The organism is Streptomyces sp. NPDC088387, assembly GCF_044753385.1.
Classification (GTDB): domain Bacteria; phylum Actinomycetota; class Actinomycetes; order Streptomycetales; family Streptomycetaceae; genus Streptomyces.
This window is the reverse complement of sequence record NZ_JBIVNC010000003.1, coordinates 189,852-212,652: the sequence shown is the minus strand read 5'-3', so window position 1 is coordinate 212,652 and position 22,801 is coordinate 189,852. Positions and strand designations below refer to the sequence as shown.

Sequence of the window (22,801 nt, the reverse complement as noted above, 5' to 3'; positions counted from 1 at the left end):
GACAGGCCGCCCGACGTCTGCCGGGCCGCTCCCACTCTCCGGCACCCCCCCGCGCCCCTACTGCTCCTCGGGAGACCTCGGCGGACTGACCGTCGTCCGCGGCGACCTCCGCTGCGACGACGTACGCACGATCAGTTCCGTCGGTATCACCTGCTCGACCGGCTGGTCGGAGTCGACGCTCTCGATCGCGTCGATCAGCAGCTGCACCACCGCCGTACCGATCCGGCGCGGCTTCAGCGAGAGCGTGGTGACGGGCGGCTCGGTGTTGGCGTACACCGTGGATTCGCTACAGCACACGAGGAGTAGGTCGTCGGGGACCCGCAGCCCGTAGCGGCGGGCCGCGGCGAGCAGATCGGTGCCGTTCGGGTCGAAGAGGCCGTAGACCGCGTCGGGCCGGTCCGGGCGGGCGAGTAGTCGGTCGGCGGCGACGGCGCCCGCGCACGGGTCGTGGGCGGGGTAGGCCTCGTACACCGGATCCTGCCCCACGCGTTCGCACCAGCGAAGGTATGCGGTGGTGGAGAGGTGGGTGTACGTGTCGGTGGTGGTCCCGGTCAGCAGGCCGATCCGACGGGCGCCGGCGTCGGCAAGATGGTCGAGGATGCCGAGTACGGCCGCCTCGTGGTCGTTGTCCACCCACGCGGTCACCGGCAGTGAGCCGGCCGGGCGGCCGTCGGAGACGACCGGTAAACCCTGCCGGACCAGTTCGCTGACCACCGGGTCCTGGTCGGACGGGTCGATGACGACCGTGCCGTCCAGCGCGACGTTCGACCACACGTCGTGGCGGGACGTCGCCGGCAGGATGACCAGCGCGTAGCCACGGGCGAGTGCGGCCGAGGTCGCGGCTCTCGCCATCTCGGCGAAGTAGGCGAACTCGGTGAAGGTGAAAGGTTCATCCCCGTACGTCGTCACGGTCAGGCCGATGAGGCCCGACTTGCCGGTACGGAGGGTTCTGGCCGCGGCCGAGGGGCGGTACCCGAGTCGGTCGGCGACTTCGCGGACGTGGCGTCGGGTGGCGTCGGGGAGCCTGCCTTTGCCGTTCAGGGCATCGGAGACGGTCGTGATGGACACTCCGGCGGCGGCGGCCACATCTCTGATGCCCGCCCGGCTCGGCCGGCTTCCTCGCCGTGAGGTTTCCGCGCGGCTCACCTGGTGCTTCCCTGCTGCTGTCATGGCGAGCCGATAGTAGGGCGCATTCGGTGGGGTAGGGCGGACGCATATGCACCCGTTGACAGGCACGTTTCTGCATGGTCGTTCTGCATCAATTGCCTTGGAATGTAAGGGAGTTGACGGCTCGTAATGCAGTACGTGACTTGTCGGCGAGCACCGACCTGCCAAGTGCCCGATGTCTCGAAGAGGTCTCAACTCACCTGCATGGGTGATGCGCGCCACGGCGTGAGCCACCGGCGCGTAGATATATGTGAAGCGCCCCTTGGATTCGTACAAGTTCGTACGATGTTGCCCCTGATGCGTATGTGGCGATTAAGGGTCACCTCACCCAGGGGCCCGAGGGCGTCCGTCCGGGCGGTGCACGGTCACCTCTCCCCACCAGTACGCAGGGGGGAGAAATCCTCATAAGGTGACGAGCATGGGAAGCCGGCGGCCGGGATGGGCCGCCGGTGGTCACGAGGAGGACTGCGGTGAGCGAGACGAGCCCCAAGCTGCGCGCCGAGCTGGAAGGGATCCCCACCTACAAGCCCGGCAAGCCCGCTGCCGCCGGAGGCCCGGTCGCCTACAAGCTGTCCTCCAACGAGAACCCCTATCCCCCGCTGCCCGGGGTGATGGAGCAGGTTGCCGCCGCCGTCGCGAACTTCAACCGCTACCCGGACATGGCCTGCACGGGCCTGATGAGCGAGCTGTCGGACCGTTTTGGGGTGCCGCTCGCCCACCTGGCCACCGGCACCGGCTCGGTCGGCGTCGCTCAGCAGCTGATCCAGGCGACGGCCGCCGCGGGCGACGAGGTCATCTACGCCTGGCGGTCCTTCGAGGCGTACCCGATCATCACGCAGATCAGCGGTGCGCGTTCGGTGCAGGTGCCGCTGACGTCCGGCGAGGTGCACGACCTGGACGCGATGGCGGACGCCATCACCGACCGCACCCGGCTGATCTTCGTGTGCAACCCCAACAACCCGACCGGCACCGTCGTCCGGCGGGCCGAGCTGGAGCGCTTCCTGGACCGGGTGCCCAGCGATGTCCTGGTGGTGCTGGACGAGGCGTACCGGGAGTTCATCCGCGACCCCGAGGTCCCGGACGGTGTCGAGCTGTACCGGCAGCGGCCGAACGTCTGCGTGCTGCGCACCTTCTCCAAGGCGTACGGTCTCGCCGGGCTGCGGATCGGTTTCGCCATCGCCCATGAGCCGGTCGCGGCGGCGCTGCGCAAGACCGCGGTGCCGTTCGGTGTGAGCCAGATCGCGCAGGAGGCGGCGATCGCCTCGCTGCGGATGGAGGACGAACTGCTGGGCCGCGTCGGCTCGCTGATCGGCGAGCGCACCCGCGTGGCCGACGGACTGCGCTCCCAGGGCTGGACGGTGCCCGAGACCCAGGCCAACTTCGTGTGGCTGCGGCTGGGGGAGCGCACCGTCGAGTTCGCGGCGGCCTGTGAGCAGGCGGGTGTGGTGGTCCGGCCGTTCCCCGGTGAGGGGGTCAGGGTGACGATCGGCGAGACCGAGGCGAACGACATCTTCCTGAAGGTGACGGAGGCGTTCGGCAAGGAGCTGTAGCCCCTCTCCTCTTCGCTGCACCTCAGACGCCGGCAACCTTCGGACACCGACAACTCCTCAGGCGTCGGCGACCCCCATCCGCACGGGGGTCGCCGACGCTGAGTTCGGCATGGGCCCGTAAGGGAGCGGCAGGGCGTCGCCGCGGCCCGGAGGGCGACGTGCCCGGCGGTCGGCGGTCGGCGGCAAGGTGGCACCCCCCGTCGAACGTCGAAAATCGGTACGTCATAATGGCTTGTGAATGTGAACGCGTTCACAAGCGTGTCCCGGTTGCTCCCGTGATGTGTGTGACAAAAGGGGCAGACTGCCGCTGTGTCCACGGCGATGTAAGGAGACTGAGGACGTGGAATTGGCTTTGGCGCCGGAGACTTTGGCGCGTTGGCAGTTCGGTATCACCACCGTCTACCACTTCCTGTTCGTCCCTCTGACGATCTCGCTGGCGGCCCTCACCGCCGGCCTACAGACCGCCTGGGTGCGCACGGAGAAGGAGAAGTACCTCAGGGCGACGAAGTTCTGGGGGAAGCTCTTCCTGATCAACATCGCGATGGGTGTGGTCACCGGCATCGTGCAGGAGTTCCAGTTCGGCATGAACTGGTCCGCCTACTCGCGGTTCGTCGGTGACGTCTTCGGTGCGCCCCTCGCGTTCGAGGCCCTCATCGCCTTCTTCTTCGAGTCCACCTTCATCGGCCTGTGGATCTTCGGCTGGGACAAGCTGCCCAAGAAGATCCACCTGGCCTGCATGTGGATGGTCTCGATCGGCACGATCCTGTCGGCGTACTTCATCCTCGCGGCCAACTCCTGGATGCAGCACCCGGTCGGCTACAAGATCAACGGTGAGCGCGGACGCGCCGAGCTCACCGACTTCTGGCTGGTGCTCACCCAGAACACCGCCCTCGCGCAGGCCTTCCACACCCTGTCGGCGGCCTTCCTCACCGGTGGCGCCTTTATGGTCGGCATCTCCGCCTTCCATCTGCTGCGCAAGAAGCACATCCGGGAGATGAGGACCTCGCTGCGGCTCGGCCTGGTCACCGTCGCCGTCGGCGGCCTGCTCACCGCGGTGAGCGGCGACACACTCGGCAAGATCATGTACGAGCAGCAGCCGATGAAGATGGCCGCGGCGGAGGCACTCTGGGACGGCGAGGCGCCGGCCCCCTTCTCCATCTTCGCCTACGGCGATGTGGAGAAGGGCCACAACAAGGTCGCCATAGAGATCCCGGGCCTGCTGTCCTTCCTCGCCAAGGACGACTTCAGCTCATACGTCCCCGGCATCAACGACGTCAACAAGTCCGAGCAGGAGAAGTACGGTCCCGGCGACTACCGGCCCAACATCCCCGTCGCCTACTGGGGCTTCCGCTGGATGATCGGCTTCGGGATGACCTCCCTCATGATCGGTCTGGCCGGGCTCTGGCTGACCCGCAGGAAGTTCCTGCTGCCACAGCATCTGCGGACGGGCGAGGACGAGGTGCCGCATCTGGTCCTGTTCCGCAAGAACCCGCTCGGTCCCCGGCTCACCACCTGGTACTGGCGCATCGCGATCTGGACCCTGGCCTTCCCGCTGATCGCCAACTCCTGGGGCTGGATCTTCACCGAGATGGGCCGTCAGCCCTGGGTCGTCTACGGCCTGTTCCAGACCCGCGACGCGGTCTCCCCCGGCGTCTCCCAGGGCGAGGTCCTCACCTCGATGATCGTCTTCACCTCGCTCTACGCGATCCTCGCCGTGATCGAGGTCAAGCTGCTCGCGAAGTACGTCAAGGCCGGCCCACCCGAACTGACCGAGGCCGACCTGAATCCGCCCACGAAGATCGGCGGCGACTCCCGTGACGCCGACAAGCCGATGGCCTTCTCGTACTAGGCCGAGGGAGCTGCACTGTCATGGAACTGCACGACGTCTGGTTCGTCCTGATCGCCGTCCTGTGGACCGGCTACTTCTTCCTGGAGGGCTTCGACTTCGGGGTCGGCGTCCTCACCAAGCTGCTCGCCCGTGACCGGACCGAGAAGCGGGTTCTGATCAACACGATCGGTCCGGTCTGGGACGGCAACGAGGTGTGGCTGCTCACCGCGGGCGGCGCCACCTTCGCCGCCTTCCCCGAGTGGTACGCCACGCTCTTCTCCGGCTTCTATCTGCCTCTGCTGATCATCCTGGTCTGCCTGATCGTCCGGGGCGTGGCCTTCGAGTACCGTGCCAAGCGGCCCGAGGAGAACTGGCAGCGCAACTGGGAGACCGCGATCTTCTGGACCTCGCTGATCCCGGCCTTCCTGTGGGGCGTGGCCTTCGGCAACATCGTGCGCGGAGTGAAGATCGACCAGGACTTCGAGTACGTCGGCACCTTCTGGGATCTGTTCAACCCCTATGCCGTGCTCGGCGGGCTGGTGACGCTGACGCTGTTCACCTTCCACGGCACGGTGTTCACGGCTCTCAAGACGGTGGGTGACATCCGGCAGCGGGCGCGGAAGCTGGCGCTTCAGGTCGGTCTGCTCACCGCCGTGCTGGCGTTGATCTTCCTGGTGTGGACGCAGGTCGACAGCGGCGACGGCAAGAGCCTGGTCGCTCTTGTGGTGGCGGTGGCCGCGCTCGTCGTGGCGCTGGTGGCCAATCAGGCGGGGCGTGAGGGCTGGTCGTTCGCACTGTCCGGGGTGACCATCGTAGCCGCCGTGGCGATGCTGTTCCTCTCGCTCTTCCCGAATGTCATGCCGTCCTCGCTCAATGACGAGTGGAGCCTCACGGTCACCAACGCCTCGTCGAGCCCGTACACCCTGAAGATCATGACCTGGTGCGCGGCGATCGCCACACCGATCGTGCTGCTCTACCAGTCGTGGACCTACTGGGTGTTCCGCAAGCGGATCGGAACGCAGCACATCGCTGCGGACGTCGCACACTAAGTCCGGCATCCGGGGGGATGTTTCACGTGAAACATCCCCCCGGAGGACCGATCGGACCGAAGGGCCTGTTTCACGTGAAACCAATCGATCCGCGTCTTCTGCGCTACGCCCGAGCCACCCGGCTCTTCCTGGTGGCGATCGTTGGCCTGGGCGTCCTTGGGGCCGGTCTGGTCATCGCCCAGGCCATGCTGATCGCCGAGGTGGTGGTCGGCGCCTTCCAGGACGGGCTGTCCGGCTCCGAACTCCGTACTCCCCTGCTGCTGTTGGTCGCCGTCGCGCTCGGCCGTGCGCTGATCTCCTGGCTCACCGAGCTTGCCGCCCATCGGGCGAGCGCGGCGGTGAAGTCGGAACTGCGCGGCAAGCTGCTGGAGCGCGCCGCGGCTCTGGGCCCCGGCTGGTTGAGCGGGCAGCGGACCGGTTCGCTGGTCGCCCTCGCCACGCGGGGGATCGACGCGCTGGACGACTACTTCTCGCGCTATCTGCCGCAGTTGGGGCTCGCGGTCGTGGTGCCCGTAGCCGTGCTGGCGCGGATCGTCACCGAGGACTGGGTCTCCGCCGCGATCATCGTGGGCACGCTCCCGCTGATCCCGGTCTTTATGGTGCTGATCGGCTGGGCGACCCAGTCCCGGATGGACCGTCAGTGGCAGCTGCTGTCCCGGCTGTCCGGGCACTTCCTGGACGTCGTCGCGGGGCTGCCGACCTTGAAGGTCTTCGGCCGGGCCAAGGCGCAGGCCGAGTCGATCAAGCGCATCACCGGCGAGTACCGCCAGGCGACCATGCGGACGCTGCGGATCGCCTTCCTCTCCTCGTTCGCCCTGGAGTTGCTCGCCACGATCTCGGTGGCGCTGGTCGCCGTCACGATCGGCATGCGGCTCGTGCACGGCGAGACGGACCTGTACATCGGCCTGGTGATCCTGATCCTCGCGCCCGAGGCGTATCTGCCGCTGCGGCAGGTGGGCGCCCAGTACCACGCGGCGGCCGAGGGGCTCGCGGCCGCCGAGGAGATCTTCGCGGTCCTGGAGACGCCGGTCCCGGACGCGGGCACCGGCCCGGTCCCGGCCGGCGCGCTGACCTTCGAGGGTGTCACGGTCCGCTACCCGGGCCGGTCCACGGACGCGGTGACCGAGGCCTCCCTCAGCGTCGAACCCGGTGAGACGGTCGCCCTCGTCGGCCCGAGTGGCGTTGGCAAGTCCACCCTCCTGAACGTCCTGCTGGGGTTCGTCCGGCCCACCGAGGGCCGGGTGCGGATCGGGGACACCGACCTCGCCGACATCGACCCGGCCGCCTGGCGGTCCCGGATCGCGTGGGTGCCGCAACGGCCGCATCTGTATGCCGCGAGCATCGCGGAGAACGTACGGCTGGCCCGGCCGGACGCGGACGACACCGCCGTACGCCGGGCGCTCGCGGACGCGGGTGCGCTGGAGTTCGTCGACGCCCTGCCCCAGGGTGCCGACACCGTGCTCGGCGAGGACGGCGCCGGGCTCTCCGCGGGACAGCGGCAGCGGCTGGCGCTGGCCCGCGCGTTCCTCGCCGACCGGCCGGTCCTGCTGCTCGACGAGCCGACGGCCGCGCTGGACGGGGAGACCGAGGCCGAGGTCGTCACCGCGGTAAGGCGGCTGGCGGCAGGCCGGACCGTGCTGCTCGTGGTGCACCGGCCGGCGCTGCTCGGCGTGGCCGACCGGGTGGTGCGGCTGGCGGAGCCCGTGGCGCCCGCGCCGGTACTGGCCGCGGGTCCCGCCGTCGAGCGTCCGGCCGAGTACACCCCGGACGCCGAGGCGGGTGGCCACGAGCCGGAGCCGGCGGTGCACCGGGGCGGGGTGCTCGCCCGGGTCCGGGCCATGTCCGGCACCCGGCGCGGCGGGCTCGCGTCGGCCCTGCTGCTCGGCAGCCTCGCCCTCGGCAGTGCCGTGGGTCTGATGGCCACCTCGGGGTGGCTGATCTCGCGGGCCTCGCAGCAACCGCCGGTGCTCTATCTGATGGTGGCCGTGACGGCGACACGGACCTTCGGGATCGGCCGGGCCGTGTTCCGGTACGCCGAGCGCCTGGTGTCGCACGACGTGGTGCTGAAGATGCTCGCCGACACCCGGGTCGCCGTGTACCGGCGCCTGGAGCGGCTGGCCCCCGCCGGGCTGCGCCGCACCCGCCGAGGCGATCTGCTGTCGCGGCTGGTCTCCGACGTGGACACCCTCCAGGACTACTGGCTGCGCTGGCTGCTCCCGGCCGGTGCCGCCGTCATGGTCTCGGCCGCGTCCGTCGGCTTCACGGCTTGGCTGCTGCCCGAGGCGGGCGCGGTACTCGCCGTGGGGCTGCTGGTCGCCGGGGCCGGGGTGCCGCTCGTCACCGGTGCCGTGGCGCGGCGCGCGGAACGCCGGCTCGCCCCCGCGCGCGGGGCGTTGGCCACCCGCGTGACCGACCTGCTGACCGGCACGGCCGAACTCACCGTCGCCGGCGCCCTGCCCGCCCGTACCGCCGAGACCCGCGAGGCCGACTCCGTACTCACCCGGATCGCCTCCCGGGCGGCCACCGCGACCGCGCTCGGCGACGGGCTGACCGCGCTGGTCTCCGGCGTCACGGTCGCCGCCACCGCGCTCGTCGGTGTCCAGGCGGTCGCCGCCGGACGCCTGGACGGACTGCTCCTCGCCGTGGTCGTCCTCACCCCGCTGGCCGCCTTCGAGGCCGTCCTCGGGATGCCCCTCGCCGTGCGGTTCCGGCAGCGGGTGCGCAAGAGCGCCGAGCGGGTGTACGAGGTGCTGGACGCGCCCGAGCCGGTGCGGGAACCGGAGCGGCCCCGGCAGGCGCCCGCCTCGCCGTTCCCGGTCGTCGTCAAGGGACTCACCGCCCGGTACGCGGGCCAGGACCGGGACGCGCTCGCCGGGGTCGACCTGACCCTCGGCGAAGGGCGCCGGATCGCCGTCGTGGGACCGTCCGGGGCCGGCAAGACCACGCTGGCGCAGGTGCTGCTGCGGTTCCTGGACGCGGACGCCGGCGGATACACGCTGGCCGGGGTGGACGCGTACGCCCTCGACGGCGACGACGTACGGCGGCTGGTCGGGCTGTGCGCGCAGGACGCCCACCTCTTCGACAGTTCGGTGCGGGAGAACCTGCTGCTCGCCAAGCGGGACGCGACCGACGCCGAACTGCGTGACGCGCTCGGCCGCGCCCGGCTGCTGGACTGGGCCGACGGGCTGCCGGACGGGCTGGACACACTGGTCGGTGAGCACGGGGCGCGGTTGTCCGGCGGACAGCGGCAGCGGCTTGCCCTCGCCCGTGCGCTGCTCGCCGACTTCCCCGTACTGATCCTCGACGAGCCCGCCGAACACCTCGACCTGCCGACGGCCGACGCGCTCACCGCCGATCTGCTGGCCGCCACCGAGGGCCGTACGACCCTGCTGATCACCCATCGGCTGGCCGGCCTTGACGCGGTCGACGAGGTGGTCGTGCTGGACGCGGGTCGGGTGGTGCAGCGCGGCACGTACGCCGAGCTGGCGGCGGCGGACGGGCCCCTGCGGGAGCTCGCGGAGCGGGAGGCGGAGGCGGACGTGCTGGTGGGGGCGGTGTAGCGGCCCGCTCGCCGTGGGGGCCGGCAGAAGCCTCGCTGCCCCTACGGCGAGCGGTGGGAGCCTTGCCGCGGAGATACCGGCACTCTGCCTCGCAGGCAGTGGGAACCCCGGCCCCCGTGCGGCGGCGGCGGTCTCGACTTTCCCTGCGAAATAGGACTAATTACGCTCAGGTCATGTCCGACGCCTCCCCCTCCGACTCCTCGACGCCTGCCGACTCCTCGATGCCTTCCGACTCCCCGGTGCCTGCCGGCTCCCCGCCGCCCTCCTGGGAGCTGACCGACGGGCCGGACGGGCGGGTGCCGCGGCTCCTGGAGGCGATGCGGGCCGTCGGCAGCGGACTGGAGCTGCACTCGACACTCACCCGGATCTGCGAGACCGCGGCGGCGCTCACCCACGCGCGCTACGCGGCCATCGGCGTCGTCGCCGAGGACCTGGACGGCCTGGTCGACTTCGTGTACCACGGCGTCGACGCGGAGACGGCCCGGCGGATCGGCCGGCTGCCCGACGGGCACAGGGGACTGCTGGGGGCGCTCATCCACGACCCCGACCCGGTGCTGCTCGCGGACCTGGCCGCCGACCCCCGCTCCTGCGGCTTCCCCGCGCACCACCCGGAGATGCACGGCTTCCTCGGCGCCCCGATCCGGGTCCAGGGCGAGATCTTCGGCAATCTGTATCTGACCGAGAAGCGCGGCGGGGGACCGTTCGACGCGGACGATCTCGGCATGGTGCGCGTGCTCGCCACGGAGGCCGGCATCGCGATCGGCAACGCCCGGCTCTACGAGGCCGCCAAGCAGCGCGAGCGCTGGATCGACGGGTCCGTCGCCGTCACCACCGCGCTGCTGTCCGGCCAGGACGACGCCGACGACGCCCTCCAGGTCGTCGCCGAACAGGCCCGCAGACTCTCCGGCTCGGCCGCCGGGTTTGTGCTGCTGCCCGCCGACGAGGGCGGTCTGGAGATCGTCGCCGTGGCCGCCGATCCGGCGGTGAGCATGCTCGGAGTGGTCATTCCGCCGGAGAGCCGGATCGTCACCGAACTCCTCGACGGACAGGCCGTGTTCGTCGAGGACGCGGCCACCGACCAGCGGATGATCACCGGCCTGGCGAGGGACTACGGCCCGACGATGATGCTCCCCTTGCAGAGCGACGGCCGGGTCCTCGGCACCCTGGTGATGCCGCGGGCGCGCGGCGAGCGCCCCTTCACGGAGACCGAGCGCACCCTCGCGATCCAGTTCGCGTCCCAGGCGGCGCTCGCGCTGATGATGGCCGAGGCACAGCGCGACCGGGAGCGGCTCGCGGTGTTCGAGGACCGCGACCGCATCGCCCGCGACCTGCACGACCTGGTGATCCAGCGGCTGTTCGCGACCGGGATGATGCTGGAGGGCGCGCAGCGCAGGTCGGTCGTGCCCGAGGTGCGCGACGGTGTCGGCAAGGCGGTCGACGAACTCGACGTCACCATCCAGGAGATCCGTACGGCGATCTTCGCCCTCCAGCAGAGCCCGGCCGAGGTCCCCTCGGGGCTGCGCACGCGGGTGCTGCGGGAGATCAACACCGCCGCCGTGCCCCTCGGTTTCAAGCCCACGCACCGCTTTGTCGGCCCGGTCGACGCCCTGGTCGGCGACGGGACCGGGCAGAACCTCGTGGCGGCGCTGCGGGAGGCGCTGTCCAACGCCTTCCGGCACGCGGGCGCCGCGCGGATCGACGTCGTCGTCGACGCCACGGTGACGCTTCCGGACGGACAGCAGGGGGTACGCCTCACGGTCGCCGACGACGGCGTGGGCATCCCCGAGGGCGGCCGACGCAGTGGTCTGCGCAACCTCAAGCGCCGCGCGGAGTCGCTCGGCGGCGACAGTTGGTACGGCGCGGGCCTCGGCGACGACGGGGGCGGCACGTCGGTGGTGTGGCAGGCACCGTACTGACAGGGACAGGGACAGGGACAGGGGCGGACACGGACACACGAGGCGCGCACACCGCGCCGTCCCATGCCGCGCCGTCCCATGCCGCGCCGTGCCGTGCCGTGCACGGCAGGTGTCCCGGAGTCCGGCGACACGCCGAGCCGTGCCACCCGTCCGCAGCAAGCTGTCCCCCAGGTGCACGAGTTGAACATGCCCCGGCCCGGCCGTGCGGGCCACGATCGCTGACATGCTTTCAATTCGCCGTCACCCGAAGCTCGTCCTGGTGCTGCTCTGCGCCGCCGCCGTGCTCGCGGCCCGGCCCACCGACGACGCCGTGCACACGGGCGACGGGGCGGACGGCGGCACCGCCACCCAGGTGGCGCGGCTGTACCAGGACGCGGAGGTCGCGACCCGGCAGTACGAGAAGGGCCGGCGTGCGGTGGAGGCCCAGCGCGCGGAGGCCGAGCGGCTGGAGGCGCTGCTCGACCAGCAGCGGCAGGAGATCGCCGTACTCCACGAGGACCTGGGCCGTATCGTCCGCGCCCAGTACCGCGACGGCGGTGGGCTGCCGCTCACCGCGCAGTTGATGCTGTCCGGCGACCCGGAAGAGCTGATGCGCGGTCAGCACGTGCTCTCCAAGACCAACCAGGCCGTCAGCAACGCCATCGGCAAGAGCCGGCGCGCGGAGGAGCAGCTCGCCGCCGACGAGGCGAAGGCGGCCGCGGCCTGGCAGGACCTGGAGAAGCAGAACGCGGCGCTGGCCGAGCTGAAGCAGGACATCGAGCGGAAGCTGGAGCGGGCGCGCGGGCAGCTCCAGGGCGAGGCGGACGCGTCGGCGGCGGCCGGCAACTGCCGTGGTGCCGTACGGCTGGACCAGCCCGAGCAGCACTTCACGCAGCCGTGGGTCGCCCCGGTGGAGACGTACGAGATGTCCGCCGGGTTCGGCAGCGGCGGCGCGCGCTGGGCCAACCGGCACACCGGGCAGGACTTCGCCGTACCGATCGGCACGCCGGTGCGGTCGGTCGGTGAGGGCCGGGTGGTGCGGGTGTCCTGCGGGGGCGCCTTCGGCATCGAGATCGTGCTCCAGCACCCCGGCGGCTACTACACGCAGTACGCCCATCTCGCGTCCGTCGCCGTCGACCAGGGCGAGAGTGTGGTGCCGGGCCAGTGGATCGGCCAGGCCGGCACCACCGGCAACTCCACCGGCCCGCATCTGCACTTCGAGGTCCGGGTCACCCCCGAACTGGGTTCGGGCGTCAACCCGGTGCCGTGGCTGGAGACGCGGGGCGTGCCCCTGTGAGCGAACGGGCCGGCCCTACGACCCCTGCTTCAGCAGCCGTTCGATGACGACTGCCACTCCGTCGTCGTTGTTCGCGACCGTACGTCCGGAGGCGGCGGCGATGACGTCCGGGTGGGCGTTGCCCATCGCGTACGACTGACCCGCCCACGTCAGCATCTCGACGTCGTTGGGCATGTCGCCGAAGGCCACGACCTCCTCGTGCGAGATGCCGCGCTCGGCACAGCACAGAGCGAGGGTGCTGGCCTTGGAGACGCCGGGACCGCTGATCTCCAGCAGGGCGCTGGGGCTGGACCGGGTGACGTTGGCGCGGTCGCCGATGGCGAGCCGGGCGAGGGTGAGGAAGCCGTCCGGGTCCATCGTGGGGTGGAACGCGAGGATCTTGAGCACCGGCTCGTCGGCGCCCGGCCCGTCCGCGCCGAGAAGCTCCTCGGCGGGCTTGCGCAGATCGGGTATCTCCATGTGCATGTTCGGATACGCCGGCTCCTGGTGGAAGCCGTACGTCTGCTCCACCGCGTACACCGTGCCCGGCGCCGCGTCCCGCAGCAGCCGTACGGCGTCCAGGGCGTTCTCCCGGGCCAGCTCGCGCACCTTCACGAACCGGTGGGCGCCGGGGCCGCCGTGCAGGTCGACCACGGCGGCGCCGTTGCCGCAGATGGCGAGGCCGTGCCCGTGGACGTGGTCGCTGACGACGTCCATCCAGCGGGCGGGCCGGCCGGTGACGAAGAAGACCTCGACGCCCGCCTCCTCGGCCGCGGCGAGGGCGGCGACGGTCCGCGGCGAGACCGACTTGTCGTCGCGCAGCAGGGTCCCGTCGAGGTCGGTGGCGATCAGGCGGGGCGGAACGGCGGCGGTCGGGGTCTCGGGCTGTCGAGTCGCAGAGGTCACCAGGTCATTCTCCCGTATGGGCCCGCACGGGCGTGCGGGGCTCCGCGCATCTGAGTGGTCACCGCCCTCACCTGGCCGGATGCCGACGGACCGGCGACCGGCCGACCCCGGCGCAACCATGCGGCCCCGGCAGGCTCAGCGCACCCGCCGAGCCGGCAGGCTCAGCGCACCCGCCGAGCCGGCAGGCTCAGCGCACCCGCCCAGCCGGCAGGCACAGCGCACCCGCCCAGCCGGCAGGCTCAGCGCAACTGCGCTCCCGCCTCCATCGCGATCTGCTCGAAGACCTTCTCGTCGACGGCGAAGTCGGTGTCCGGGATCGGCCAGTGCAGCACGATCTCGGTGAAGCCCAGCTCCTGGTGGCGGCCCGCGAAGTCCACAAACGCGTCCAGCGACTCCAGTGGCCGCCTGCGGTCCGGCGTGAACCCGGTGAGCAGGATCTTGTCGAGCTCGGCCACGTCCCGGCCCCGCTCGGCGCAGGCGTCGGCGAGCCGGTCGACCTGGGCGCGGATGGCGCGTACGGACTGCTCGGGGGTGCCGTTCTCGAAGAGCTTCGGGTCGCCGGTGGTCACCCAGGCCTGTCCGTGGCGGGCGGCGAGCCGCACCCCCCGCGGTCCGGTCGCGGCGATGGCGAAGGGCAGCCGGGGACGCTGCACACACCCCGGGATGTTGCGGGCCTCGTGCGCCGAGTAGTAGTTCCCCTCGTACGACACGGAGTCCGCGGTGAGCAGCCGGTCGAGCAGCGCCACGAACTCCCCGAACCGGTCGGCCCGCTCCGCCGGTGTCCACGGCTCCTGGCCGAGCGCGGTGGCGTCGAAGCCGGTGCCTCCGGCTCCTATACCGAGCGTGATCCGGCCGCCGGAGATGTCGTCGAGGGAGATCAGCTCCTTGGCGAGGGTCACGGGGTGCCGGAAGTTCGGCGAGGTGACCAGCGTGCCGAGCCGGAGCCGCTCGGTGACGGCCGCCGCGGCCGTGAGAGTGGGTACGGCACCGAACCAAGGGCCGTCCCGGAAGCTGCGCCAGGACAGATGGTCGTACGTGTACGCGGTGTGGAAGCCGAGCTGCTCGGCCCGCTCCCAGGATGTACGGCCGCCCTCGTGCCAGCGGCGGTACGGGAGGATCACGGTGCTCAGGCGCAGACTCATGCGTTCGAGACTAAGCGGACACACCCGTTTCACGTGAAACCGTCACCGCACGCGTCCGCTCAGCCACGGCGTGAGGCCGATCAGCGAGACCGCCTCCTTGTAGGTGCGGTCCCCGGGCAGCGGCACGACCAGGAAGTATCCGGGCGGGAAGAAGCGTCCGCGGACGTGGGCGAGACCGCCGAGGACGGCGCGCAGGAAGGCGGGGACGTCGTCGCGCGGCACGTCGTGGAACTCGACGCCGTCGACGGTGATCAGCGCGTCGTCGTCGGGATAGAGCCGGACGTCCAGCACGGGGCTGCCGCCGAACTCGACGTAGGCCTCGTGCGGCAGCGATCCGTCCGCGTCGGTGGTGACGCCGACGCCTGCCGCGCTGCGGCGCGAGGTCTGGTCGGCGCCTATGTCGTGGGTGACGTCGATCTCCAGGGCGTACTCCGCGGCGATGGCGCGAAGGGCGGTGACGGCGGCCTCGGTGGTCGGGAGATGGTCCATGGGGACGATCATGCAGTCTCGGGGAAGCGCAGATACTCCCGCGGCACGGCCTTGGTGAGCCAGACGCCGTTGGCGCTGACGTGGAAGACATGGCCGTCGCGGTGCATGGCGGCGGCGTCGACGGAGAGCACGACGGGACGGCCGCGGCGGGCGCCGACCCGGGTGGCGGTCTCGTGGTCGGCCGAGAGATGGACGTCGTGCCGGTTCATCGGCCGCAGCCCCTCGTCGCGGATCGCGTCCAGACTGCGGGCCACGGTGCCGTGAAAGAGGTTCGGGGGCGGGGTGGCCGGCGCGAGCCCCAGGTCCACCTCGATGCTGTGGCCCTGGCTGGCGCGGATCCGGGTGCCCTCGATCGCGAACCGCTTCTTGTCGTTGTTGGCGACCACCTGGTCGAGCTCTTCGCGGGTGAGCCGGAAGCCGTGTCCGGCCGCCGCGGAGATCAGGGTCTCGATCTCGACCCAGCCACCCTCGTCGAGCACCAGCCCGATCCGCTCGGGCTGATGGCGGAGGTGCTTCGAGAGATACTTCGACACCTTTACGGTGCGTCTTTCATCCATCTCACCAGGGTGCCGGGCGAGACGTGAATCACGCATTTGATTTTGCACTCCAGGTTTGATCCACAACCAAGTGTAGTTATCCACAGGGGATTTGGAGAAGTTGTGGACAACGGACCTGGCTTTTCAAGGTGGTTCACCAAGAAAGCTTTATTTCAGGGCATTTGGTCAACTCGCCCCACTTTCCATACCCTTCCCCAAGTGCGGGCCCTCCACGCCCCGTTCCTCAACTCCCCTCCCTAGAGCGGCGGTTCCACGCGTGCGATCCTCCGCAGCGTCCCCGGCATGAACCGCGCCAGCAGATGCGCGCCCCGGGCCTCCGGCGTCACCGGAACCACCGCCTGGTTGCGCACCACGGCCCGCAGGATGGCGTCGGCGACCTTCTCCGGCGGGTAGTTGCGCAGTCCGTACAACCGCGCGGAGCGCTTCCGCCGCCGCTGTTCCTCCTGCGCGTCCACACCCGCGAAATGGGCCGTCGACGTGATGTTGGTGTTGACGAAGCCGGGGCACACCGCGGTCACCCCGATGCCCTGGCCCGCGAGTTCGGCCCGCAGACACTCGCTCAGCATCAGCACGGCCGCCTTGGAGGTGCTGTACGCGGGCAGTGCCTTCGACGGCTGATAGGCGGCCGCCGAGGCGGTGTTGACGATATGACCGCCCTGGCCGCGCTCGGCCATCTGCTTCCCGAAGAGCCGGCAGCCGTGGATCACACCCCACAGGTTGACGTCGAGGACCTTGCGCCAGTCGTCGGTGGTGGTGTCGAAGAACGAACCGGACAGCCCGATACCGGCGTTGTTCACCAGCACGTCCACCACGCCGTACTCGGTCGCCACCTTCTCGGCGAGCTTCTCCATGGCCTGTTCGTCGGAGACGTCGACCGTCTCCGCCCAGGCGTCCGGGGCGCCGATCAGACGGGACATCTCGGCGGTCCTGGCGGCGCCTTCGGCGTCCCGGTCCACGGCGACCACCCGCGCCCCGGACTCGGCGAACGCGAACGCGGTCGCCCGCCCTATGCCGCTGCCCGCGCCCGTGACCAGCACCAACTGCCCGCCGAACCGGTCCGCGTGGCGCCCCGTGGCCTGTGCCCGCGGCCGGCCGCCCTCGACGCCGGTGACGAACTCCGCCACCCAGGCGGCCACCTGTGCGGGCCGGGTGCGCGGGATCCAGTGCTTGGCCGGCAGGGTCCTGCGGGTCAGCTGCGGAGCCCACAGCTCCAGACCGTCGTAGAGCTGCTCGGAGAGGAAGGCGTCGCCGAGGGGGGTGATGAGCTGCACGGGCGCGTGCGCGTAGGCGTCGGGGCGGGGCCTGCGCAGCCGGCGGCGGACGTTGTCCCGGTACAGCCAGGCGCCGTGGGCGGCGTCGTCCGGCAGGGACCGGGTCGGGTAGTCGCCGCCGGGGACGTGCTCGACGCGCTCCAGGATCTTCGGCCAGCGCCTGCCGAGCGGTCCGCGCCACGCCAGTTCGGGCAGCACGGGTGTGTGCAGCAGATAGACGTACCAGGACTTGGCGCCCTGGCCGAGGAGCTGGCCGACGCGGCGCGGGGTGGGGCGCTTCACGCGCGCGTTGATCCAGTGGCCGAAGTGGTCCAGGGACGGCCCGGACATCGAGGTGAAGGAGGCGATCCGGCCCTCGGTGCGCTTGACGGTGACGAACTCCCAGGACTGCACCGAACCCCAGTCGTGCCCGACCAGATGGACCGGCCGGTCCGGGCTGACCGCGTCCGCGACGGCCAGGAAGTCGTCCGTGAGTTTCTCCAGCGTGAACCCGCCGCGCAGCGGGCGCGGAGCCGTGGACGCGCCGTGGCCGCGGACGTCGTAGAGCACCACGTGGAAGCGGTCGGCGAGCTCGGCGGCCACCTCCGACCAGACCTCCTTGCTGTCCGGATAGCCGTGCACGAGTACGACCGTCGGCGCCGACGGGTTCCCGAGTTCGGCGACGCACAGCTCGACGTCGCCGGACCGCACCCGGCGCTCACGCGCTCCCTGGAGCATGCTCACTTCTCCTCCGCCCAGCGCCGCACGTGCGGCAGATCGTCGTCCAGCCAGAAGGCGCTCTCGTCGGGGTCCGCGGAGTCGGTGACGACCAGGATCTCCTCGAACTTCGCGCCCGTGCCACGGAATCCGAGGTGCGGTTCGACCGCCCACAGGCCCGGCCGCGGCGGATGGTCGGAGAAACGGTACGGCGACCACAGCGGCGACCAGCCGTCGCGATGACCGTGCAGCACGTCCGAGGCCAGCCCCTTCAGGGACTGGGTGCCGAACCCGAACACATGCGGTGACCAGCGGCGTTGCTGGACGCGGTCCACCTTGTGGGCGATCACGCCGAAGGGGTACGCGCGATGGCGGTTCGCGTAGCCCTGGCGGACCATAAGACGGTCCACGTCCTGGTAGATCTCGCGCAGGGAGCGCCGCTCGCGCACCTCGCGCAGGATCAGCTCCCGGTGTGCCTCCAGGTCGGCCATCAGCCGGTTCTGCACGGGGTTGAGACCGAGCGAGCCGGAGTACCCGATGTCCGCCGTGTATCCCTCGAAGACCGGGGCCATGTCCAGGATGAACGGCATCCCGGGCTCCAGGCGGCGGTTGGTGGGGAAGAACTGGAGGGGGATCCGGAAGTTCGCGAACGCCGTGCGGTCGCCGAACCAGGCGAACGGCAGATGGAACCAGTCCCGTACGCCCCGCGCGCGCAGCCACTCGCGCTGCATCCGGGCCGCCTCACGCTCCGTCACACCGGGCTGGAGCTGTGCGGCGACCGCCTCGGCGCACTCGTAGGCGAGGCGCTGCACCCGCCTGAATCCGCGCAGCTCCGCCGCCGCGGGCCCCGCCTCCACTGCCGCCGTCATGCCATCGCCCCACTGTCCGCGTTGATCGCAGTACGTGTCCGTAACTTGACTTCCGCCGAATCTCGCATTTGTTAGACCGGTCGTCAATAGGCGGTCGGCGGCCTGTGGAAAACAGATGGAAACCGTTCGATCGTCCCGATCAAAACCCTTAAGGGCTCGGGCCTCAGGGGGACCCCTAAGGTCCCGTACGACTCCAGAGTGATACGAAGACGGCTCTCCGGTCTGACGACCGGCGTGGCCGGAATCACTACCGTCTTACCCGTGACTGTGATCGCGACCGAAAGCCTGAGCAAGCGGTTCCCCCGGGTGACCGCGCTTGACCGGCTCTCCGTGGACGTCGGGCCCGGTGTGACCGGACTCGTCGGAGCCAACGGAGCCGGCAAGTCCACCATGATCAAGATCCTGCTGGGTCTGTCCCCCGCCACCGAGGGCCGTGCCGAAGTGCTCGGACTCGATGTCGCCACCAAGGGCGCCGCCATCCGCGAGCGCGTCGGCTACATGCCGGAGCACGACTGCCTGCCGCCCGACGTCTCGGCCACCGAGTTCGTCGTGCACATGGCCCGGATGTCCGGCCTCCCGCCGACCGCCGCCCGCGAGCGCACCGCCGACACCCTGCGCCACGTCGGTCTGTACGAGGAGCGCTACCGCCCCATCGGCGGCTACTCGACCGGCATGAAGCAGCGCGTCAAACTCGCCCAGGCGCTGGTCCACGACCCGCAGCTGGTCTTCCTCGACGAGCCGACCAACGGCCTCGACCCGGTCGGCCGCGACGAGATGCTCGGCCTCATCCGCCGCATCCACACCGACTTCGGCATCTCGGTCCTGGTCACCTCCCACCTCCTGGGCGAGCTGGAGCGCACCTGCGACCACGTCGTCGTCATCGACGGCGGCAAACTGCTGCGCTCCAGCTCCACCACCGACTTCACCCAGATCACCACGACCCTCGCCGTCGAGGTCACCGACTCCGACACACACCCCGACGGCACGCGCACGATGCGCGAGGCGCTCGCCGCGCGCGGCATCGAGGTCCACGACGGCAGCGGCCTGCCCGGCGCCGGCCACATCCTGCTGCTCACCGCGCAGGGCGAGGAGACCTACGACGTGGTCCGCGACCTGGTGGCCGACCTCGGCCTCGGCCTGGTGCGCATGGAGCAGCGCCGGCACCACATCTCCGAGGTCTTCAAGGACGACACGGCGAGCGAGCCCCAGAGCCAGCGGAAGGAGGCGGTCGGTCATGGCAGTTGAGCACCCCACAGCCCCTCCGCCGGGTGATCAGACCCGCATTCACAACATCGGCTACCGCAACTACGACGGCCCCCGCCTCGGCCGTGCCTACGCCCGCCGGTCCCTGTTCTCGCAGTCCCTGCGCGGCTCCTACGGCCTCGGCCGCTCGGTGAAGTCCAAGGTGCTGCCGATGCTGCTGTTCGTCGTGATGTGCGTGCCCGCGGCCATCATGGTCGCCGTCGCCGTCGCCACCAAGGCCAACGAACTCCCGCTCGACTACACGCGCTACGCGATCGTGCTCCAGGCCGTGATCAGCCTGTACGTCGCCTCGCAGGCGCCCCAGTCGGTCTCGCGCGACCTGCGCTTCAAGACCGTCCCGCTGTACTTCTCGCGGCCGATCGAGACCGCCGACTACGTCCGCGCCAAGTACGCGGCGCTGGCCTCGGCGCTCTTCATCCTCACCGCTGCCCCGCTGCTCGTGCTCTACGTGGGCGCGCTGCTGGCCAAGCTGGACTTCGCGGACCAGACCAAGGGATTCGCACAGGGACTTGTCTCCGTGGCTCTGCTCTCACTGCTCTTCGCCGGACTCGGCCTGGTCATCGCCTCGGTGACACCGCGCCGCGGCTTCGGCATCGCCGCCGTCATCGCCGTACTGACCATCTCCTTCGGGGCGGTCTCCACCCTCCAGGCCATCGCCGACGTCCAGGGCAGCTCCGGTGCCGTCGACTGGATCGGCCTGTTCTCGCCGATCACCCTCGTCGACGGCGTACAGACCGCCTTCCTGGGCGCCGACTCGGCGTTCCCCGGCGGGGTCGGCCCGTCGGCCGGCGAGGGCGTGGTGTACCTCGTGGTCGCCCTCGGTCTCGTCGCCGCCTGCTACGGCCTGCTGATGCGCCGCTACCGAAAGGTCGGACTGTGACCACGCTCTCGATCGACCACGTCTCCCGCTGGTTCGGCAACGTGGTCGCCGTCAACGACATCACCATGAACATCGGCCCCGGCGTCACCGGCCTGCTCGGCCCCAACGGCGCCGGGAAGTCCACCCTGATCAACATGATGGGCGGCTTCCTCGCCCCCTCCACCGGCACCGTCACCCTCGACGGACAGCAGGTCTGGCGCAACGAGTCGATCTACAAGCACATCGGCGTCGTGCCCGAGCGCGAGGCGATGTACGACTTCCTCACCGGCCGCGAGTTCGTCGTCGCCAACGCCGAGTTGCACGGCCTGGGCGCGAAGGCCGCGCAGAAGGCGCTGGCCACGGTCGAGATGGAGTACGCGCAGGACCGCAAGATCGCCACCTACTCCAAGGGCATGCGCCAGCGCGTCAAGATGGCGTCCGCGCTGGTCCACGACCCGTCCCTGCTCCTGCTCGACGAGCCGTTCAACGGCATGGACCCGCGCCAGCGCATGCAGCTGATGGACCTGCTGCGGCGGATGGGCGACGAGGGCCGCACGGTGCTGTTCTCCTCCCACATCCTCGAAGAGGTCGAGCAACTCGCCTGGCACATCGAGGTCGTGGTCGCCGGACGGCACGCGGCCAGCGGTGACTTCCGCAAGATCCGCCGCCTGATGACGGACCGGCCGCACCGCTACCTGGTGCGCTCCAGCGACGACCGCGCACTCGCGGCCGCGCTGATCGCCGACCCCTCCACGGCCGGCATCGAGGTCGACCTCGCCGAGGGCGCGCTGCGCGTCCAGGCCGTCGACTTCGGCCGCTTCACCGCACTGCTGCCGAGGGTGGCCCGCGACCACGGCATCCGACTGCTCACCGTCTCGCCGTCCGACGAGTCCCTTGAGTCCGTCTTCTCGTATCTCGTCGCGGCGTAGGAGGCCGAAGATGTACGACCCCACAGTCGCCCGACTCACCTACCGGGCCCTGCTCGGCCGGCGCCGGGCCCTCATCCTCGGCGCCCTGCCCCTGCTGCTGATCGTGATCTCCGTCGTCGTGCGCGCCCTGACCGGCGCCGACGACCAGACCGCGGCCGACGTGCTCGGCGGGCTCGCCCTCGCCACGATGGTGCCGATCATCGGTGTCATCGCCGGCACCGGCGCGATCGGCCCGGAGATCGACGACGGCTCGGTGGTGTACCTGCTGTCCAAGCCGATCAAACGGCCCACGATCATCTTCACCAAGCTGATCGTCGCCGTCGCCGTGACCATGGTCTTCTCGGCGCTGCCCACCCTGATCGCCGGGTTCATCCTCAACGGCAACGGCCAGCAGGTCGCCGTCGCCTACACGGTGGCCGCGCTGGTCGCCTCGATCGCGTACGCGGCGCTGTTCCTGCTCCTCGGCACGGTCTCGCGGCACGCGGTGGTCTTCGGCCTCGTCTACGCCCTGGTCTGGGAGGCCCTCTTCGGCTCCCTCGTGCCCGGTGCGCGCACGCTCAGCGTCCAGCAGTGGTCGCTCTCCGTGGCCCAGAAGGTCGCCGGTGGTGACCTCGTCACCTCGGACGTCGGCCTGACGACGGCGACGGTCCTGCTGGTCGTGGTGACCGTGCTGGCCACCTGGTACGCGGGCCAGAAGCTGCGGACGCTGACGCTGGCCGGGGAGGAGTGACCCGGGAGGAGTGAGACGTACCTCCTGGTGGGGCCCTCGTTCTTGACGGGGGCTTCACCTGCGCCGAGGCACACTGACGGACGGGAACAACGCAGCACACACGGGGGACGCACGGCTGGAGGGAACGGGGATGGCAGACAAGACGCCGGCCGCCGGCGATCGTGACGAGGCCTGGGACGACCTGGACCTGGACGAGGAGTTCATCCGCTCCGCGGAGAGCGCCGAGCCGTCCGCCCGCGCGCGGATGCTGGCCGCGCGGTGGAGCCGTGAGGAGCCGGAGCCGCAGCCGTGGCGGTCCGACGAGCCGCCTGCCGGGTGGTTCTTCAGCAAGGCGCGTCGGCGCAGGTGGCGGCGCCGGTAGCTGTTGCCGGGCGGCGCTTTATTCGGTGGCGGGCGACTCGGGGTCCCGGCACAGTGGTGGTGTCCCCGCCGCCGCGATGTTTGTGCCGGTGGCCATATTCCGGGTGAGGAGCCGGGCGCTGTCCATGCACGACAGTTCGTCCAGTTCCCGACAGGGCAGTCCGCGACGGATCCCCGGGGCGTGGTCTGCGTCCCCGTGGAGGCCGGTTCGCACGGGGTGCTGCCCGGGGCGGCCGCTTCGAGCACGCGAGGTTATTTCGCGTGGGCCGCCCTCCCGGGGCCCCGGGGTGTGCGAGGGGTGGGGGCCGCCGGGTTCGGTGGTCGGGTGCGGGTTGAGTGGGGCTTTTTGCGCAGTTCCCCGCGCCCCTGGGGGGTTGCAGCGCGTGGGGCTTTGAGGCTCAAGGT

18 protein-coding genes are annotated in these 22,801 nt (G+C 70.6%); 11 read left to right on the top strand and 7 right to left on the bottom strand.

All coding sequences use genetic code 11. The features are described 5' to 3' along the window. Window positions 1-57: 57 nt before the first annotated feature. Window positions 58-1,170: a LacI family DNA-binding transcriptional regulator gene (locus tag ACIQAC_RS09145; RefSeq protein WP_402188516.1), complete on the bottom strand. Its 1,113-nt coding sequence runs from the start codon at window positions 1,168-1,170 to the stop codon at window positions 58-60. Between the two features lie 467 nt (window positions 1,171-1,637). Between ACIQAC_RS09145 and hisC the strand changes: the two genes are divergently transcribed. The 6 genes from hisC (at window position 1,638) to ACIQAC_RS09115 (ending at window position 12,346) form a co-directional block, all read left to right on the top strand. Next, a complete protein-coding gene (gene hisC / locus ACIQAC_RS09140) occupies window positions 1,638-2,717 on the top strand; it encodes a histidinol-phosphate transaminase (protein WP_402188514.1) in 1,080 nt (359 codons plus the stop codon). A 340-nt stretch (window positions 2,718-3,057) separates the two neighbouring features. Next, entirely contained in the window at window positions 3,058-4,566 is a 1,509-nt protein-coding gene (locus ACIQAC_RS09135) for a cytochrome ubiquinol oxidase subunit I (protein WP_402188512.1), read from the top strand. Between the two features lie 20 nt (window positions 4,567-4,586). Next, on the top strand, window positions 4,587-5,594 hold the full coding sequence (cydB, locus tag ACIQAC_RS09130; RefSeq protein ID WP_402188510.1) for a cytochrome d ubiquinol oxidase subunit II: 1,008 nt from the start codon (window positions 4,587-4,589) through the stop codon (window positions 5,592-5,594). A 74-nt stretch (window positions 5,595-5,668) separates the two neighbouring features. Next, complete coding sequence (cydD, locus tag ACIQAC_RS09125; protein ID WP_402188508.1) at window positions 5,669-9,154, top strand: thiol reductant ABC exporter subunit CydD; 3,486 nt, start codon at window positions 5,669-5,671, stop codon at window positions 9,152-9,154. 221 nt (window positions 9,155-9,375) lie between these two features. Beyond that, window positions 9,376-11,070 carry a GAF domain-containing protein gene (locus ACIQAC_RS09120; RefSeq protein WP_402189268.1) on the top strand — a complete coding sequence of 565 codons (1,695 nt, stop codon included), beginning with the start codon at window positions 9,376-9,378 and terminating at the stop codon, window positions 11,068-11,070. A 223-nt stretch (window positions 11,071-11,293) separates the two neighbouring features. After that, a complete protein-coding gene (locus ACIQAC_RS09115; protein ID WP_402188507.1) occupies window positions 11,294-12,346 on the top strand; it encodes a peptidoglycan DD-metalloendopeptidase family protein in 1,053 nt (350 codons plus the stop codon). A 15-nt stretch (window positions 12,347-12,361) separates the two neighbouring features. Here ACIQAC_RS09115 and ACIQAC_RS09110 read toward each other — a convergent pair whose 3' ends face one another. From ACIQAC_RS09110 to ACIQAC_RS09085, 6 genes are all read right to left on the bottom strand, one after another. Beyond that, window positions 12,362-13,231, bottom strand: coding sequence for a Cof-type HAD-IIB family hydrolase (locus ACIQAC_RS09110; protein ID WP_402188505.1), 870 nt, complete (start codon window positions 13,229-13,231; stop codon window positions 12,362-12,364). 239 nt (window positions 13,232-13,470) lie between these two features. Further along, entirely contained in the window at window positions 13,471-14,373 is a 903-nt protein-coding gene (locus tag ACIQAC_RS09105; protein WP_402188503.1) for an LLM class flavin-dependent oxidoreductase, read from the bottom strand. A gap of 42 nt (window positions 14,374-14,415) precedes the next feature. Further along, on the bottom strand, window positions 14,416-14,874 hold the full coding sequence (locus ACIQAC_RS09100; protein ID WP_402188502.1) for a hypothetical protein: 459 nt from the start codon (window positions 14,872-14,874) through the stop codon (window positions 14,416-14,418). Next, window positions 14,871-15,419 (bottom strand): RNA 2'-phosphotransferase, encoded by a 549-nt coding sequence (locus ACIQAC_RS09095; protein WP_402188500.1) that lies wholly within the window; start codon window positions 15,417-15,419, stop codon window positions 14,871-14,873. The genes ACIQAC_RS09100 and ACIQAC_RS09095 overlap by 4 nt, the downstream gene beginning before the upstream one ends. A gap of 236 nt (window positions 15,420-15,655) precedes the next feature. Beyond that, window positions 15,656-17,407: an SDR family oxidoreductase gene (locus ACIQAC_RS09090; RefSeq protein ID WP_402188498.1), complete on the bottom strand. Its 1,752-nt coding sequence runs from the start codon at window positions 17,405-17,407 to the stop codon at window positions 15,656-15,658. Between the two features lie 2 nt (window positions 17,408-17,409). Further along, window positions 17,410-18,255 carry a M24 family metallopeptidase gene (locus ACIQAC_RS09085; RefSeq protein ID WP_402188497.1) on the bottom strand — a complete coding sequence of 282 codons (846 nt, stop codon included), beginning with the start codon at window positions 18,253-18,255 and terminating at the stop codon, window positions 17,410-17,412. A 222-nt stretch (window positions 18,256-18,477) separates the two neighbouring features. On the opposite strand from ACIQAC_RS09085, the gene ACIQAC_RS09080 reads away from it, so the two are divergent. The 5 genes from ACIQAC_RS09080 (at window position 18,478) to ACIQAC_RS09060 (ending at window position 22,397) form a co-directional block, all read left to right on the top strand. Then, window positions 18,478-19,500: an ABC transporter ATP-binding protein gene (locus tag ACIQAC_RS09080; protein ID WP_402189267.1), complete on the top strand. Its 1,023-nt coding sequence runs from the start codon at window positions 18,478-18,480 to the stop codon at window positions 19,498-19,500. After that, a complete protein-coding gene (locus tag ACIQAC_RS09075) occupies window positions 19,490-20,398 on the top strand; it encodes an ABC transporter permease (RefSeq protein ID WP_402188495.1) in 909 nt (302 codons plus the stop codon). The genes ACIQAC_RS09080 and ACIQAC_RS09075 overlap by 11 nt, the downstream gene beginning before the upstream one ends. Then, window positions 20,395-21,306 carry an ABC transporter ATP-binding protein gene (locus ACIQAC_RS09070; RefSeq protein WP_402188493.1) on the top strand — a complete coding sequence of 304 codons (912 nt, stop codon included), beginning with the start codon at window positions 20,395-20,397 and terminating at the stop codon, window positions 21,304-21,306. Before ACIQAC_RS09075 ends, ACIQAC_RS09070 begins: the two co-directional genes overlap by 4 nt. 10 nt (window positions 21,307-21,316) lie before the next feature. Next, window positions 21,317-22,036 (top strand): ABC transporter permease subunit, encoded by a 720-nt coding sequence (locus tag ACIQAC_RS09065; protein WP_402188491.1) that lies wholly within the window; start codon window positions 21,317-21,319, stop codon window positions 22,034-22,036. A gap of 130 nt (window positions 22,037-22,166) precedes the next feature. After that, complete coding sequence (locus tag ACIQAC_RS09060; protein WP_402188489.1) at window positions 22,167-22,397, top strand: hypothetical protein; 231 nt, start codon at window positions 22,167-22,169, stop codon at window positions 22,395-22,397. Window positions 22,398-22,801 lie beyond the last annotated feature (404 nt).